Source organism: Rhodococcus sp. NPDC079359, assembly GCF_040702585.1.
Classification (GTDB): domain Bacteria; phylum Actinomycetota; class Actinomycetes; order Mycobacteriales; family Mycobacteriaceae; genus Rhodococcoides.
Window position 1 is genome coordinate 358,927 of sequence record NZ_JBFBLH010000004.1, and the last position, 14,635, is coordinate 373,561.

General features: G+C 64.2%; 14 protein-coding genes. 8 read left to right on the forward strand and 6 right to left on the reverse strand.

Annotated elements, in window-relative coordinates:
* The first annotated feature begins 36 nt into the window (after positions 1–36).
* From AB0362_RS12760 to AB0362_RS12775, 4 genes are all read left to right on the forward strand, one after another.
* Entirely contained in the window at positions 37–1,038 is a 1,002-nt protein-coding gene (locus AB0362_RS12760; protein ID WP_300523973.1) for a substrate-binding domain-containing protein, read from the forward strand.
* A gap of 29 nt (positions 1,039–1,067) precedes the next feature.
* Entirely contained in the window at positions 1,068–2,126 is a 1,059-nt protein-coding gene (locus tag AB0362_RS12765; RefSeq protein ID WP_317808749.1) for an ABC transporter permease, read from the forward strand.
* A gap of 2 nt (positions 2,127–2,128) precedes the next feature.
* The gene (locus tag AB0362_RS12770) at positions 2,129–2,911 is read left to right on the forward strand and encodes an ATP-binding cassette domain-containing protein (protein WP_269593450.1); all 783 of its coding nucleotides are present in this window, start codon (positions 2,129–2,131) and stop codon (positions 2,909–2,911) included.
* A 97-nt stretch (positions 2,912–3,008) separates the two neighbouring features.
* Positions 3,009–4,214 (forward strand): acyl-CoA dehydrogenase family protein, encoded by a 1,206-nt coding sequence (locus AB0362_RS12775; RefSeq protein WP_269593451.1) that lies wholly within the window; start codon positions 3,009–3,011, stop codon positions 4,212–4,214.
* A gap of 61 nt (positions 4,215–4,275) precedes the next feature.
* Here the strand turns inward: AB0362_RS12775 and AB0362_RS12780 are convergent, their stop codons facing one another.
* The 4 genes from AB0362_RS12780 to sdhC are packed head-to-tail and all read right to left on the reverse strand — an operon-like array spanning position 4,276 to position 7,690.
* Positions 4,276–5,058 carry a succinate dehydrogenase iron-sulfur subunit gene (locus AB0362_RS12780; protein ID WP_008718029.1) on the reverse strand — a complete coding sequence of 261 codons (783 nt, stop codon included), beginning with the start codon at positions 5,056–5,058 and terminating at the stop codon, positions 4,276–4,278.
* Between the two features lies 1 nt (position 5,059).
* Positions 5,060–6,811, reverse strand: coding sequence for a succinate dehydrogenase flavoprotein subunit (sdhA, locus tag AB0362_RS12785; protein ID WP_032397463.1), 1,752 nt, complete (start codon positions 6,809–6,811; stop codon positions 5,060–5,062).
* A 16-nt stretch (positions 6,812–6,827) separates the two neighbouring features.
* Positions 6,828–7,280 carry a succinate dehydrogenase hydrophobic membrane anchor subunit gene (locus tag AB0362_RS12790; protein WP_032397462.1) on the reverse strand — a complete coding sequence of 151 codons (453 nt, stop codon included), beginning with the start codon at positions 7,278–7,280 and terminating at the stop codon, positions 6,828–6,830.
* Entirely contained in the window at positions 7,280–7,690 is a 411-nt protein-coding gene (gene sdhC / locus AB0362_RS12795) for a succinate dehydrogenase, cytochrome b556 subunit (RefSeq protein ID WP_082898767.1), read from the reverse strand. The genes AB0362_RS12790 and sdhC overlap by 1 nt, the downstream gene beginning before the upstream one ends.
* A 265-nt stretch (positions 7,691–7,955) precedes the next feature.
* Here sdhC and AB0362_RS12800 point away from each other — a divergent pair, with 265 nt between their 5' ends.
* Complete coding sequence (locus AB0362_RS12800; protein WP_037188964.1) at positions 7,956–8,369, forward strand: cytidine deaminase; 414 nt, start codon at positions 7,956–7,958, stop codon at positions 8,367–8,369.
* Positions 8,362–9,645, forward strand: a complete 1,284-nt coding sequence (locus AB0362_RS12805; RefSeq protein ID WP_269593453.1) for a thymidine phosphorylase — start codon at positions 8,362–8,364, stop codon at positions 9,643–9,645. The genes AB0362_RS12800 and AB0362_RS12805 overlap by 8 nt, the downstream gene beginning before the upstream one ends.
* Positions 9,646–9,670: 25 nt before the next feature.
* Here the strand turns inward: AB0362_RS12805 and AB0362_RS12810 are convergent, their stop codons facing one another.
* Positions 9,671–11,038 (reverse strand): aspartate aminotransferase family protein, encoded by a 1,368-nt coding sequence (locus AB0362_RS12810; RefSeq protein WP_068051664.1) that lies wholly within the window; start codon positions 11,036–11,038, stop codon positions 9,671–9,673.
* Positions 11,035–11,499: an Lrp/AsnC family transcriptional regulator gene (locus tag AB0362_RS12815; RefSeq protein ID WP_032376836.1), complete on the reverse strand. Its 465-nt coding sequence runs from the start codon at positions 11,497–11,499 to the stop codon at positions 11,035–11,037. The genes AB0362_RS12810 and AB0362_RS12815 overlap by 4 nt, the downstream gene beginning before the upstream one ends.
* Before the next feature lie 142 nt (positions 11,500–11,641).
* On the opposite strand from AB0362_RS12815, the gene AB0362_RS12820 reads away from it, so the two are divergent.
* Together AB0362_RS12820 and AB0362_RS12825 are read left to right on the forward strand one after the other, a co-directional pair.
* On the forward strand, positions 11,642–13,147 hold the full coding sequence (locus AB0362_RS12820; protein WP_317808750.1) for a gamma-aminobutyraldehyde dehydrogenase: 1,506 nt from the start codon (positions 11,642–11,644) through the stop codon (positions 13,145–13,147).
* A complete protein-coding gene (locus tag AB0362_RS12825) occupies positions 13,144–14,565 on the forward strand; it encodes an FAD-dependent oxidoreductase (protein WP_317808752.1) in 1,422 nt (473 codons plus the stop codon). The genes AB0362_RS12820 and AB0362_RS12825 overlap by 4 nt, the downstream gene beginning before the upstream one ends.
* Positions 14,566–14,635 lie beyond the last annotated feature (70 nt).

Below are 14,635 nucleotides of genomic sequence, written 5' to 3' on the forward strand. Positions count from 1 at the left end.
CTCCGAATGCTTGTCGGTTGTTCGAGAGGAAATGCAATGAGGGTTCGGCAAAGGCGCGGACCGATCGCGGTCGGCGCGATCTGTGCGGTCGCGGCACTGACGGTCGCTGCCTGTTCGAGCACCGGTGGTGCTCCTCGATCGTCCGACGACGGAAGCAACGCGGGAGTTGCCGACACTCCGTCGGCGACGATCGCGATGATCACGCACGAGGTTCCCGGCGACACGTTCTGGGATCTGGTTCGAAAGGGTGCCGAGGCCGCCGCGGCCAAGGACAACATCGAACTGCGCTACTCCGCAGATCCCGAAGCGCCCAACCAGGCCAACCTCGTCCAGAGTGCGATCGACTCGAAGGTCGACGGTATCGCGGTCACGTTGGCCAAACCCGACGCGATGGCCCCCGCCGTCGAAGTAGCGACCGCCGCGGGGATACCGGTCGTCGCGTTCAATTCCGGTTACGAGTCCTGGAAGGACATGGGAGTCCAGCAGTACTTCGGCCAGGACGAGACCATCGCCGGCGAGGCCGCGGGTGCGCGGCTCACCGATGACGGCGCCCGCAAGACTCTGTGCATCATCCAGGAGCAGGGGGCGGTGGCCCTCGAGGCTCGCTGTGCCGGCGTGACGCAGGGCTTCGGAGGCACCACCGAGATCCTGAACGTCAACAGCAAGGACATGCCGTCCGTCGAGTCGACCATCACCGCCAAGCTGCAGCAGGATCCGACCATCGACCACGTCATAGCCCTCGCCGCTCCGATCGCGCTGACTGCGGTGCAGTCCAAGAACAACGCGGGCAGCGACGCCACGATCGTCACGTTCGACACGAACGCCGCACTCGTCGACGCGATCGAGTCGGGCGACGTGGCGTGGGCCATCGATCAGCAGCCCTACCTGCAGGGTTACCTGGCCGTCGACTCGCTGTGGCTCTACCTCAACAACGGCAACACGATCGGCGGCGGAACCCCGGTGCTGACCGGGCCCGCGTTCATCGACTCGACCAACATCGACGCGGTCGCCGAGTACGCCCGCAACGGCACACGCTGAGTGCGTCGCTTCGGCGCGGAAGGAAGAGCATGTCCACACAGGCCGATCCGGCTCTGTCCGAACACACCGTGATCACCGATGAGCGGATCAAGAAGCAGAAACCGTTGCAGCGGTTGCTGATTCGCCCGGAGATCGGTGCCCTGTTCGGTGCGGTCGCCATCTTCGTCTTCTTCTGCATCGTGGCACCACCGTTTCGATCACCCGAGGCTCTCGCGACCGTGCTCTACGCATCCTCGACCATCGGCATCATGGCGATCGGGGTCTCGCTGTTGATGATCGGCGGAGAATTCGACCTCTCCACCGGAGTCGCGGTGACGTTCTCGTCGATCATGGCCTCCATGCTGGCCTACAACCTGCACCTGAACGTGTGGGCGGGCTCTGCATTGGCGCTGGTGCTGGCACTGGCGGTCGGTTTCCTCAACGGATACCTCGTGATGACGACCAAGATTCCGTCGTTCCTGATCACGTTGGCGTCGTTTCTGATGCTCACCGGCATCAATCTCGCTGTCACAAAACTCGTCACCGGCCAGGTCGCCACCCCGTCCATCTCGGACATGGAGGGATTCGACTCGGCCAAGGCCTTCTTCTCGTCCTCGTTCTCGCTGCTGGGGGTCTCGGTCCGCATCACCGTCGTGTGGTGGATCGTGTTCACGCTCGCCGCTACCTGGGTGCTGATGAAGACCCGGGTCGGCAACTGGATCTTCGCCGTCGGCGGCAACCAGGAATCGGCGCGTGCCGTCGGCGTCCCGGTCACGAGGGTCAAGATCGGCCTGTTCATGTTCGTCGGCTTCTGCGCCTGGTTCATCGGCATGCACCTGCTGTTCGCCTTCGACACCGTGCAGTCCGGCCAAGGCGTGGGCAACGAATTCCTCTACATCATCGCCGCCGTCATCGGCGGCTGCCTGCTCACCGGTGGATACGGTACGGCGGTCGGTGCGTTCATCGGAGCGTTCATCTTCGGCATGACCAATCAGGGCATCGTCTACGCAGGCTGGAACCCGGACTGGTTCAAGTTCTTCCTCGGCGCGATGCTGCTGTTCGCAGTGGTCGCGAACAGCTCCTTCCGCAACTACGCGGCGAAAAGGTGACCATGACGTCTTCCGCGAACACGCCCCTGATCGAGCTTAAAGGCGTCGGTAAGAGCTACGGCAACATCATCGCGCTGCATGGGATAGACCTGCGTGTCGGTGCCGGTGAGGTCACCTGCGTCCTCGGTGACAACGGCGCAGGCAAGTCGACTCTGATCAAGATCATGTCCGGTCTGCATCGCCAGTCGGAGGGGGAACTGCTCGTCGACGGCAAGGCGACAACGTTCGGCTCGCCGAAACAGGCCGTGGAACAGGGCATATCGACGGTCTATCAGGACCTCGCGGTCGTTTCCCTGATGCCGGTGTGGCGCAACTTCTTTCTCGGCCAGGAGCTGCGCAGGGGCAAGATCTTCAAGACCCTGGACACCCATGCCATGCGCGCGAGAACCATCGACGAACTGCGCAAGATGGGTATCGATCTGCCCGACGTCGACGCCCCCATCGGCTCGCTGTCCGGCGGCCAACGTCAGTGCGTGGCGATCGCTCGCGCCATCTTCTTCGGTGCGCGAGTGCTCATTCTCGACGAGCCGACCGCCGCTCTCGGCGTCAAACAGTCCGGCATGGTTCTCCGATACATCTCCGCGGCCAGGGAGAAAGGCTTCGGCGTCGTGTTCATCACCCACAATCCTCACCACGCGTACATGGTCGGAGACCACTTCGTCCTCCTCGATCGCGGACGTCAGACGTTGGACTGCGCGCACGACGACATCTCACTCGACGATCTCACCAAGGAAATGGCGGGCGGGGACGAACTGGAGACCCTCTCCGACGAACTGCGCCGCTGACCGGTCGGCGGTCGAGGGCCCATGCGTGAGAATCGCGCGTGGCGGGTAGAAGACCGATAGCGGTGCCCGATGGAGGTGCCAGACGAAGGAGCCGAACATGAGCGAGCACGAGCCCCTCGGACCACTGTCGCCGGACTTTCTCGAATCCGATTTCTACGGGTATCAGAGCATGCTCGACGACTCCGAGATCGAGGTGGTCCTGCGTACCCGTCGGTTCCTGCAGGACGAGGTCGCGCCGAGGGCGAACGAGTTCTGGGAGAAGGCCACCTCTCCGGTGCACCTGATGCCGAAGATCGCCGAACTCGAAATCGCCGGTCTCGGTTACGGATTCGGTGATCGCAAGGCCTCGCGCAAGCTGCTCACCGGCTGGCTCGAAATGGAGTTCGCGCGGGTCGATCCGTCGACGGGAACGATGTTCAGCGTGCACAGTTCGCTGGCGATGAGCAGTATCTCGATTCTCGGCTCCGAGGAGCAGCGCGAACGGTGGTTGCCTGCCATGCGTCGAATGGAGAAGATCGGCGCGTTCGGCCTGTCCGAACCGCACGGTGGCTCCGATGTCGCGGGCGGGCTGGAGACCACCGCCCGCCTCGACGGTGATCACTGGATCCTCAACGGCAGCAAGCGGTGGATCGGCAATGCCACCTTCGCCGATCTGACCATCGTTTTCGCCAAGGACGAGGCCGACGGCGAGGTCAAGGGCTTCGTCGTGGAGCAAGGATTCGAGGGGTTCCGGGCCGAGAAGATCGAGGGCAAGTACTCGCTCCGCGCAGTGGAGAACGCCGACATCCATCTGGAGAACTGCCGAGTCCCGGTGGGCAACAAGCTCGCCGAGGCCAACTCGTTCGCCGACACCGCGAAGGTGCTTCGGCTGACGCGCGGGGGAGTGGCCTTTCAGGCCGTGGGTGTGATGATGGGCGCGTACGAGCGGGCCGTGGCGTATGCGCGCGAACGCGAACAGTTCGGATCTCCGATCGCCTCGTTCCAGCTGATCTCCGACCTGATCGCCCGCATGACGGCGAACATCACCGCCGCGCTCGGGATGGCGATTCGTGTCGCTCAGTTGCAGGACAACGGCGTCCACCACGACGAGCATGCGGCGCTCGCGAAGACGTTCTGTACGACGCGGCTGCGCGAGACGGTGGGTTGGGCCCGAGAGATCCTGGGCGGCAACGGAATTCTGATCGAGCACGACGTCATCAGATTCTTCGCCGACGCCGAGGCCCTGTACTCCTACGAGGGAACCGCGCAGATCAACAATCTGATCGTCGGACGCGGAGTGACCGGATTCGGCGCGTTCGTCTGACGTAGAACGTCGAAAGGCCCCTCCGCGTGTGCGAAGGGGCCTTTCGATTGCGGGGGAGTTGTCAGCGTGCGAAGAGCAACGCTCGCTTGACTTCCTGGATCGCCTTGGTCACCTGGATGCCGCGAGGGCATGCGTCGGTGCAGTTGAAGGTGGTGCGGCAACGCCACACACCCTCGACGTCGTTGAGGATGTCCAGACGCTCGGTTGCGCCCTCGTCACGGCTGTCGAAGATGAACCGGTGTGCGTTGACGATGGCGGCCGGACCGAAGTAGCTGCCGTCGCTCCAGAACACGGGGCACGAGGTGGTGCAGCACGCGCACAGGATGCACTTGGTGGTGTCGTCGAAGCGGGCACGGTCCGCAGCGGACTGGATCCGCTCGCGGGTCGGCTCGTTGCCGGTCGTCATCAGGAACGGCTTCACGGCGCGGAACGCGTCGAAGAAGGGTTCCATGTCGACGATGAGGTCCTTCTCCACCGGCAGACCCTTGATGGGCTCGATGGTGATGTTCAGCGTCTTCGACGAGTCCTTGGGGAGCATGTCGCGCATGAGCACCTTGCAGGCGAGACGGTTGACACCGTTGATCCGCATCGCATCGCTGCCACAGACACCGTGTGCGCACGAGCGACGGAACGTCAGGGTGCCGTCCAGGTAGCCCTTCACGTACAGCAGCAGGTTGAGCAGACGGTCGGTGGCCAGTGTGGGGACCTGGAAGGTGTCCCAGCGCTGACCGTCACCGCTCTCGGGGTTGAAGCGCGCGATCTTGAGGTTGACCATCACCGCGCCCTCGGGGACGGGTGGCAGATCGGACTCGTTGGACTTCTTGTCCAGGGTGGGTGCGCTCATATCAGTACTTCCGCTCCATCGGCTCGTAGCGGGTTTGGATTACCGGCTTGTAATCCAAGCGGATCTCGGTGAGCAGACCTTCGCCCTCTTTGTAGGCCATGGTGTGCTTCATGTACTCGGCGTCGTTGCGCTCGGGGTAGTCCTCGCGAGCGTGTCCGCCGCGCGATTCCTTCCGGTTGAGTGCACCGACGACCGTGACCTCCGCCATTTCGAGCAGGAAGCCGAGTTCGATGGCCTCGAGCAGGTCGCTGTTGTAGCGCTTGCCCTTGTCCTCGACGGTGATCTTGTTGTACCGCTCCTTGAGGGCGCGGACATCCTTGAGTGCCGTCTCGAGACGCTCCTCGGTACGGAACACCGAGGCGTTGTTGTCCATCGACTGCTGCATCTCGGTACGGATGTCGGCTGCGCGCTCGTGACCGTGGTCGGAGAGGATCAGCTCCAGCCAGTCCTGCACCATCTTCGCCGGCTCCTCGGGGAGCGGGGTGAAGTCGACCGAGTTCGCGTACTCGGCCGCCGCGATGCCGGCACGACGTCCGAAGACGTTGATGTCGAGCAGCGAGTTGGTGCCGAGACGGTTGGCTCCGTGCACGGAGACGCAGGCGCATTCGCCGGCCGCGTAGAGGCCGGGGACGATGTCCTCGTTGTTGCGCAGAACCTCGCCGCGGATCTTCGTGGGGATGCCGCCCATGACGTAGTGGCACGTCGGGTAGACGGGCACCGGCTCCTTGACGGGGTCGACACCGAGGTACGTGCGAGAGAACTCCATGATGTCCGGGAGCTTCTCGTCCAGAACTTCCTCCGGAATGTGCGTGACGTCGATGTAGACGTAGTCCTTGTTCGGGCCGCCACCGCGTCCTTCGAGCACCTCGAGCACCATCGAACGCGCGACGATGTCGCGGGGCGCGAGGTCCTTGATGGTCGGTGCGTAGCGCTCCATGAAGCGTTCACCCGACTCGTTGCGCAGGATGCCGCCCTCACCGCGCACGGCCTCGGAGATGAGGATGCCCAGGCCTGCGAGACCTGTCGGGTGGAACTGGTGGAACTCCATGTCCTCCAAGGGAAGACCCTTGCGGAAGACGATGCTCATGCCGTCACCGGTGAGGGTGTGGGCATTGGAGGTGGTCTTGTAGATCCGGCCCGAGCCTCCGGTGGCGAAGATGATCGACTTCGCGTGGAAGATGTGCAGCTCACCGGTGGACAGCTCGTAGGCGATGATTCCGGTCGCGACAGGACCGTCGTCGGTCTCGGTCAGACACAAGTCCAGTGCGTAGAATTCGTTGTAGAACTCGACGTCGTGCTTGACGCAGTTCTGGTATAGCGTCTGCAGGATCATGTGGCCGGTGCGGTCGGCTGCGTAGCACGCACGACGCACGGGAGCTTTGCCGTGATCGCGGGTGTGGCCACCGAAGCGCCGCTGGTCGATCTTGCCCTCGGGTGTCCGGTTGAAGGGAAGGCCCATCTTCTCGAGGTCGAGAACCGCGTCGATGGCTTCCTTGGCCATGATCTCCACCGCGTCCTGGTCGGCGAGGTAGTCGCCGCCCTTGACGGTGTCGAACGTGTGCCACTCCCAGTTGTCTTCCTCGACATTGGCCAGGGCGGCACACATGCCACCCTGAGCTGCGCCGGTGTGCGAGCGCGTGGGGTAGAGCTTGGTCAGTACGGCTGTGCGAGCACGGGGCCCGGCCTCGATCGCAGCACGCATACCGGCACCGCCTGCGCCGACGATCAGTACGTCGTAACGATGTTCCTGCATGTAAGCGTCAGTGTCCTTAGCTCGCCGTGATGTTGGGATCGAACGTGAAGATGACGTACGTGCCGACGCCCATGATGAGGATCATCGACAGCACCAGCAGCGTGGTCAGCCAGAATCGCGTCGAGTCCTTGCGGGAGTAGTCCGCGATGATCGTGCGCAGGCCGTTGCCGCCGTGCAGCTGCGCCAGCCACAGCATCGTCAGGTCCCAGAACTGCCAGAACGGGCTGGCCCAACGACCGGCGACGAAAGCGAAGTTGATGCGGTGCACACCGTCGTCGAGCATCAGCATGATGAACATGTGGCCCAGGACGAGCACGACGAGTGCCAGGCCGGAGAAGCGCATGAACAGCCATGCGTAGAGCTCGAAGTTGCCCTTGCTCTGCCGCCGCGGCGAACGCGGGTTGGCCAAGCTGGCCGGACGGTCGTAGTTCGTGCCGAGGACCTTGGCCTCGGGACCCTGCGTCGACATCAGTGACCACCCGCCGTGAACATGTTGTAGAAGATTCGTCCCGCGCCGGGGATCATGACGACGAGCCAGATGACTGCGATCGCCCACAGCATCGGCTTCTGGTACTGCGGTCCCTTGGACCAGAAGTCGATCAGCATCACGCGGATGCCGTTCAACGCGTGGTACAGCACCGCGGCGACGAGGCCGATTTCCATCAGGCCGACGAGCGGGGTCTTGTAGGTCTCGATGATGGCGTCGTACGTCTCGGGGTTGACCCGAACCATCGCCGTGTCGAGGACGTGGACGAACAGAAAGAAAAAGACCAGAACGCCTGTGATGCGGTGGAGAACCCAGGACCACATGCCCGGGTCCCCGCGGTACAGAGACCGCTTGCGCTCCTTGACCGGAGCGACTTCCGTCGTGCTACTCATCGAGTGCAATGCCTCCAACGTCGTTGGTGGACGCATCGAGCCCCGGTGGCCGGTCTTGCCTGGCTCGATTTGTCGCGATTCGGCCCTAGTGCTGGTTGTACTAGCCGCTTACTGGAAACTGTAAACCCATTCGAAACACGGAACTAATTCGACTCGAGGTTCGTACGGTGCCGAAATGCGGTGTTAGGTTTGCCTTCCCAATTGATGGACGCTCTTCAGGCCGGATCTCTGCATCAATTCAGACACCGTGATTGGATGGTTCACCATGAACGAAATCGACTGGAAGACGTTGCGCGACAATGCTCATGAGGCAATGGGCCGTGCCTACGCCCCATACTCGAACTTTCCGGTCGGTGCGGCGGCTCTGGTGGACGACAATCGGATAGTCACCGGGTGCAATGTGGAAAATGTCTCATACGGTTTGGGGCTCTGTGCGGAGTGCGGGTTGGTGTCCAACCTGCACTCGACCGGCGGCGGCAGACTAGTGGCCTTTTCCTGCTGCGATTCCAGGCGTGAAATTCTGATGCCGTGCGGGCGATGCCGACAGCTGCTGTACGAGTTCGGCGGCCCGGATCTGCTCGTCGACACCGTCTCGGGACCGGCTCGACTGGCAGAGTTGCTCCCGAATGCTTTCGGCCCCGACAACCTCGACGAAGGACGCGTGAACAACCATGCCTGACGCCGTATCCATCATCAGCGCCAAGCGAGACGGGCGCGTTCTCGACGACGAACAGATCGAATGGGTGATCGCGGAGTTCACCCGCGGATCCGTCGCGCCGGAACAGATGTCGGCCCTCGCGATGGCCGTTCTGTGGCGTGGATTGTCGCGTCGCGAGCTCGGTACGTGGACGAACGCGATGATCGCGTCGGGTACCCGAATGGACTTCTCGGCGCTGCCGCTGCCCACCGTCGACAAGCACTCGACCGGTGGTGTCGGAGACAAGATCACGCTGCCGCTGGCTCCGCTCGTCGCCGCCTGCGGGGCGGCAGTGCCGCAGCTGTCGGGTCGAGGACTCGGACATACCGGCGGAACGCTCGACAAGCTCGAGTCCATCCCCGGATGGCGAGCGGATCTGAGCGGTGAGGAGATGCATCGCATCCTGGCCGATCCGGCGATCGGTGCTGTCGTGTGCGCTGCCGGTGCCGATCTGGCTCCGGCCGACAAGAAGCTCTACGCACTGCGCGACGTGACGGGAACGGTCGAATCGATCCCGCTGATCGCCAGCTCGATCATGAGCAAGAAGATCGCCGAGGGCACCGGTGCCCTCGTGTTGGACGTCAAGGTGGGCGGCGGCGCGTTCATGAAGAACGTCGACGACGCACGCGAGCTCGCGACCGCGATGGTCGAGCTCGGAACCGATGCGGGCGTGCGGACTCTGGCGGTGCTGACGGCGATGGACACCCCGCTCGGGCTCACCGCAGGCAACGCGCTCGAGGTGGAGGAGTCGGTCGAGGTTCTCGCCGGAGGTGGCCCGGCCGACATCGTCGAGCTGACGATCACGTTGGCGCGCACGATGCTCACCGCAGCCGGGATCGAGGGCATCGACCCGGCCGACAAGCTCGCCGACGGTTCTGCCATGGATCGCTGGCGAACGATGATCGCCGCGCAGGGCGGCGATCCCGATGCCGCACTACCTGTCGCCCGTGAAAGCCAGGACTTCACCGCCACTGCCGACGGTGTCGTCACCGGGTTGGACGCAATGGGCGTCGGGCTCGCGGCCTGGCGACTGGGCGCGGGCCGCGAGCGACAGGGTGAGCCGGTGCAGAGCGCGGCCGGTGTGCGGCTGCACGCCAAACCCGGCGATCGGGTACGTGCTGGGGATCGACTGGCGACGCTGTACACCGACACCCCCGAGCGTTTCGAGTATGCGCAGCAGGCACTCGAATCCAGTTGGGAGATAGGGGCCACGGCCTCGCAGCCGAGGCCCCTGGTGATCGACCGCATCGGCCGGTGAGGAGCTCGGGCAGTAGCGGGCCCGGTCAGATCAGGTTGCCTGCCTCCGTCAGCACGCTGCGCAGGATCTGCTCCATCTCGTCGAACTCCTTCTGACCGCAGATCAGCGGTGGTGCCAGCTGTACCACCGGGTCGCCGCGGTCGTCGGCGCGGCAGTACAGCCCGGCGTCGAACAGTGCGGTGGACAGGAAGCCGCGAAGGATGCGCTCTGCTTCGGCATCGCTGAACGTTTCCTTCGTGGCCTTGTCCTTGACCAACTCGATGCCGTAGAAGAATCCCTCGCCGCGCACGTCGCCGACGATCGGTAGGTCGTGCAGTTTCTCGAGCGTGGCACGGAACGCCGGTGCATTGTCTGCGACGTGCGCGTTGATGCCCTCGCGCTCGAAGATGTCGAGATTGGCCATGGCAACGGCGGCGGAGACGGGGTGGCCGCCGAAGGTGTATCCGTGCGCGAAGCTCGACGTGCCGTCGTCGAACGGCTCGAAGAGCTTGTCGGAGGCGATCATTGCGCCGATGGGGGAGTAGCCCGAGGTCAATCCCTTGGCGCAGGTGATGATGTCCGGTACGTAGCCGAAGTCGTTGCACGCGAACATCGATCCGATCCGGCCGAACGCACAGATCACCTCGTCCGAAACCAGGAGTACGTCGTAGCGGTCGCAGATTTCACGGACGCGCTCGAAGTACCCGGGCGGGGGAGGGAAGCAACCCCCGGCATTCTGAACCGGCTCGAGGAACACCGCGGCCACCGAATCGGGGCCCTCGAACTCGATGGCCTCGGCAATCCGGTCCGCGGCCCAGATTCCGAATGCTTTCGGATCTGTGTCCAGGGGAGCGGGGGCACGGTAGATGTTGGTGTTCGGCACTCGGAACGCGCCCGGCGTCAGCGGCTCGAACGGTTCCTTGAGCGCGGGGATTCCGGTGATGGCCAGCGCACCCTGCGGGGTGCCGTGGTAGGCGATCGCTCGCGAGATCACCTTGTGCTTACCGGGCTTGCCGACTTTCTTGAAGTACTGCTTGGCCAACTTCCATGCGCTCTCGACGGCCTCGCCGCCACCGGTGGTGAAGAAGACCCGGTTCAGGTCGCCCGGGGCGTAACCGGCGAGCCGCTCGGCAAGTTCGATGGCCGGTTCGGTGACGTACGACCACAGCGGGAAGAACGCCAGTTCTTTGGCCTGCTTGGCTGCGGCCTCGGCCAGTTCTTCACGGCCGTGTCCCACCTGGACCACGAACAGCCCCGACAGACCGTCGATGTAGCTCTTTCCGTTGGAATCCCAGATGGTCGACCCTTCCCCGCGGGTGATGATCGGGGGAGTGACCCCTGCGCCGTGGCGGGTGAAGTGGCCCCACAGGTGCTTGGCTGCGGAAGCGTCGAGCTCGGCTGTCGTTCGTGTCATCGTGTTCCCCAATTGTATTGCTGCTTGACGAGTTTGAGATAGACCAGGGTTTCGGTGCTGGTGACGCCGTCGAGACTCCGAATCTGCTTGTTCAGGATCTGCAGGAGTTGTTCGTCGTCCTCGCACACCACTTCCACGACGACGTCGAACGACCCTGCGGTGAGGACGACGTAGTCGATCGCATCGATCGCCGACAGTTCCTCGGACAGTGCGTAACTGTCGCCGGTGCACTTGATGCCGATCATGGCCTGCCGCTTGAATCCGACCTGCACCGGATCGGTCACCGCGACGATCTGCATGACGCCGGAGTCCGTCAGGCGCTGAACTCGTTGACGGACAGCCGCTTCCGAGAGTCCGACGGCTTTGCCGATGGCGGCGTACGAGCGACGCCCGTCCTCCTGGAGTTGCTCGATGATCGCCTTGGAGACGTCGTCGAGTGCGATGGGCGGTTGCTCGGGCATGGCTCGATCTTGTCACTGTCGTGGCCGTGAACACAACCCGTCCACGATGAAAAGCGTGTCAATTGTCGATTCAAACGACAGAATTAGTTGTCGAAAGGCTTGAAACAGAGAGAATCAGTGGGTTCGACGGTACTCTGCAGGCATGGCGAACATTCCTGGTTGTTGGATCGACGGACGCGCGGTCGACGGTGGCGGTGATCGGTACGAGGTCGACGATCCCGCGACCGGAGCTGTCGTTGCCGACCTCGGTTTGGCCACCGCCGAAGACGTCGATTCGGCTCTCTCGCATGCTCGATCGGCCTTTCCGTCATGGTCCACCGCTACCCCCGCGCACCGCAGCGCCATGTTGATGGAACTGGCGCGTCTCGTTGCGGCCGACGCGGAGAACTTCGTGTCCGAGGAAGTGGCGCAGACCGGCAAATCGACAAGGCTGGCAACCGAATTCGATGTTCCGGGCAGCATCGACAACATCGAGTTCTTTGCCGGGGCGGCGCGGCACCTGGACGGCAAGGCTGCTGCGGAGTACTCGGGTGAGCACACCTCCGCCATCCGCCGGGACGCCGTCGGAGTGGTCGGGTCGATCACTCCGTGGAACTATCCGCTGCAGATGGCGGTGTGGAAAGCGATACCGGCGTTGGCGGCCGGGTGTTCCATCGTGCTCAAGCCCAGTGAACTCACGCCGCTGACCACCCTGCGGCTGGCGCGCTTGGCCACCGAGGCAGGCGTGCCCGACGGGGTGTTCAACGTCGTCACCGGAACCGGAGTGGACGCCGGAGTCGCGCTGTCCTCCCATGCCGGACTGGACCTGATGACGTTCACCGGTTCCACTCCCGTCGGCAGGCGCGTCATGGCGCAGGCCGCCGCGCACGGCACGCGGGTGCAGCTCGAGCTCGGGGGCAAGGCGCCGCTGGTGGTGTTCGACGACGCCGACCTCGACGCAGCCATTCACGGTGCCGTCGCGGGATCGTTGATCAACGGCGGCCAGGACTGCACGGCGGCCACCCGCGCCATAGTCGCCGAATCCCTGTACGAGGACTTCGTCGCCGGAGTCGCCGAGTTGATGGGTCGCGTCGTTGTGGGAGACCCGAGGGATCCCGCAACGGACATGGGATCGTTGATCTCCGTCGCGCACCGAGATCGGGTGGCTGCGATGGTGGATCGGGCCCGCGATGCAGGTGCCAGGGTGGTGACCGGAGGCCGTGTGCCCGAGGGGCGAGGCGCTTTCTATCCGCCCACCCTGATCGCCGATGTCGGTGAGCAGGACGAGATCTATCGCGACGAGGTGTTCGGTCCGGTGCTCACGGTGTCCAAGCATCACGGGGACGACGACGCGATCCGACGCGCCAACGACACCGAGTTCGGACTCGCTGCCTCGGCGTGGACCCGCGACCTGTACCGCGCGGGCCGAGCGACGCGGGAGATCGCCGCCGGCTGTGTATGGATCAACGACCACATCCCGATCATCAGCGAGATGCCACACGGCGGATTCGGGGCCTCGGGTTTCGGCAAGGACATGTCCAGCTACTCGCTCGACGAGTACCTCACCGTCAAGCACGTCATGACCGACATCACCGGTGTGGCCCGAAAGCCCTGGCACCGAACGGTCTTCGCGTCCGTCGACGCTGCAACGCAGGGAGATGCCCGATGAACGCACCGTGGGCAACCACCCCCACCGACCGCGGCGTGACCATGGTGGCCGGCGCGGCACCGGAGTCCTACTGGCTCGATCGTCCCGAACGCCCGGAGCCACGGGCCCGGCACACCGGTTCGACTGCAGCGGATCTGGTGATCGTCGGCGGCGGATTCACCGGACTGTGGGCGGCTCTGCATGCGGCAGAGGAGAACCCGAACCGATCGATCGTGCTGCTCGAAGGCGACCGCATCGCCGAGGGCGCAACCGGACGCAACGGCGGCTTCTGTGCGGCCAGCCTGACGCACGGACTGGGCAACGGACTCGACCGCTACGCCGACGAACTACCGGAACTGCTGCGGATGGGCACCGAGACGCTCGACGCGATCTGCGCGACTGCGATGAAGTACGGCATCGACGCCGACATCGAACGCACCGGCGAGCTCGACATCGCCAATTTCGACTGGCAGGTGGACGACCTGCGGGAGCTCGGCGACGAGGGGAGGCGACTGGCGCAGCCGATGAAATACCTCGACGACGCTGCAGTGCAGTCCAGGATCACCTCACCGATGGCGCGCGGTGCACTGTTCGACCCCGATGTCGCGATGATCGACCCCGCCAAACTCGCCTGGGGCCTGGCCGACGCGGCCGAGTCGCTCGGCGTTCGCATTCACGAGAACACTCGGGCGCTGTCGATCGGCAAGTCCGGCACAGGTATTCGAGTCAAGACGGGCTACGGCACCATCGAGGCCGGCAAGGTGCTGCTGGCCACCTCGGCATCGAAATCGTTGCGCCGCAAACTCCGTCACTGGATCGTCCCGGTGTGGGACTACGTGATCATGACCGAACCACTGACGTCGGCCCAGCTCGCCGACATCGGCTGGTCCGGCCGAGAAGGATTGGCCGACTCCGGCAACAGATTCCACTACTTCCGGTTGACGGCCGACAACCGCATCCTGTTCGGCGGGTGGGATGCGCACTACTTCTACGGTGGCGACACCGACCCACGTCGAACCCAACATCCCGAAGAGTTCGCTTTGCTCGCCGAACACCTGCTGCAGATGTTCCCGAGCCTCGAGGGAATCCGCGCCACCCACGCCTGGGGCGGATCGATCGACACGTGCTCGCGGTTCAGCGCCTTCTGGGATCTCGGTATGAACGGACGGGTGGCCTCGGTTGCCGGGTTCACCGGCCTCGGCGTCGGCGCGTCGCACTTCGGTGCCCGCACCGCCCTCGACCTACTCGACGGCAAGGACACCGAACGAACACGCCTGAAGATGGTGCGCAGCATGCCGCTGCCGTTCCCGCCCGAGCCCCTCAAGTCGATCGGGATCAACATCACCCGCGCGGCATTCGCACGAGCCGACCGCAACGGCGGAAAACGAGGACTGTGGCTCAAGGGCATGGACGCGCTCGGTCTGGGCTTCGACAGTTAGAGCGGCTGCGCCGCACGTGCACGGAAACTCGACCTCTGCTACGAGCTTCTGCTCACGTGCGGCGAAGCCG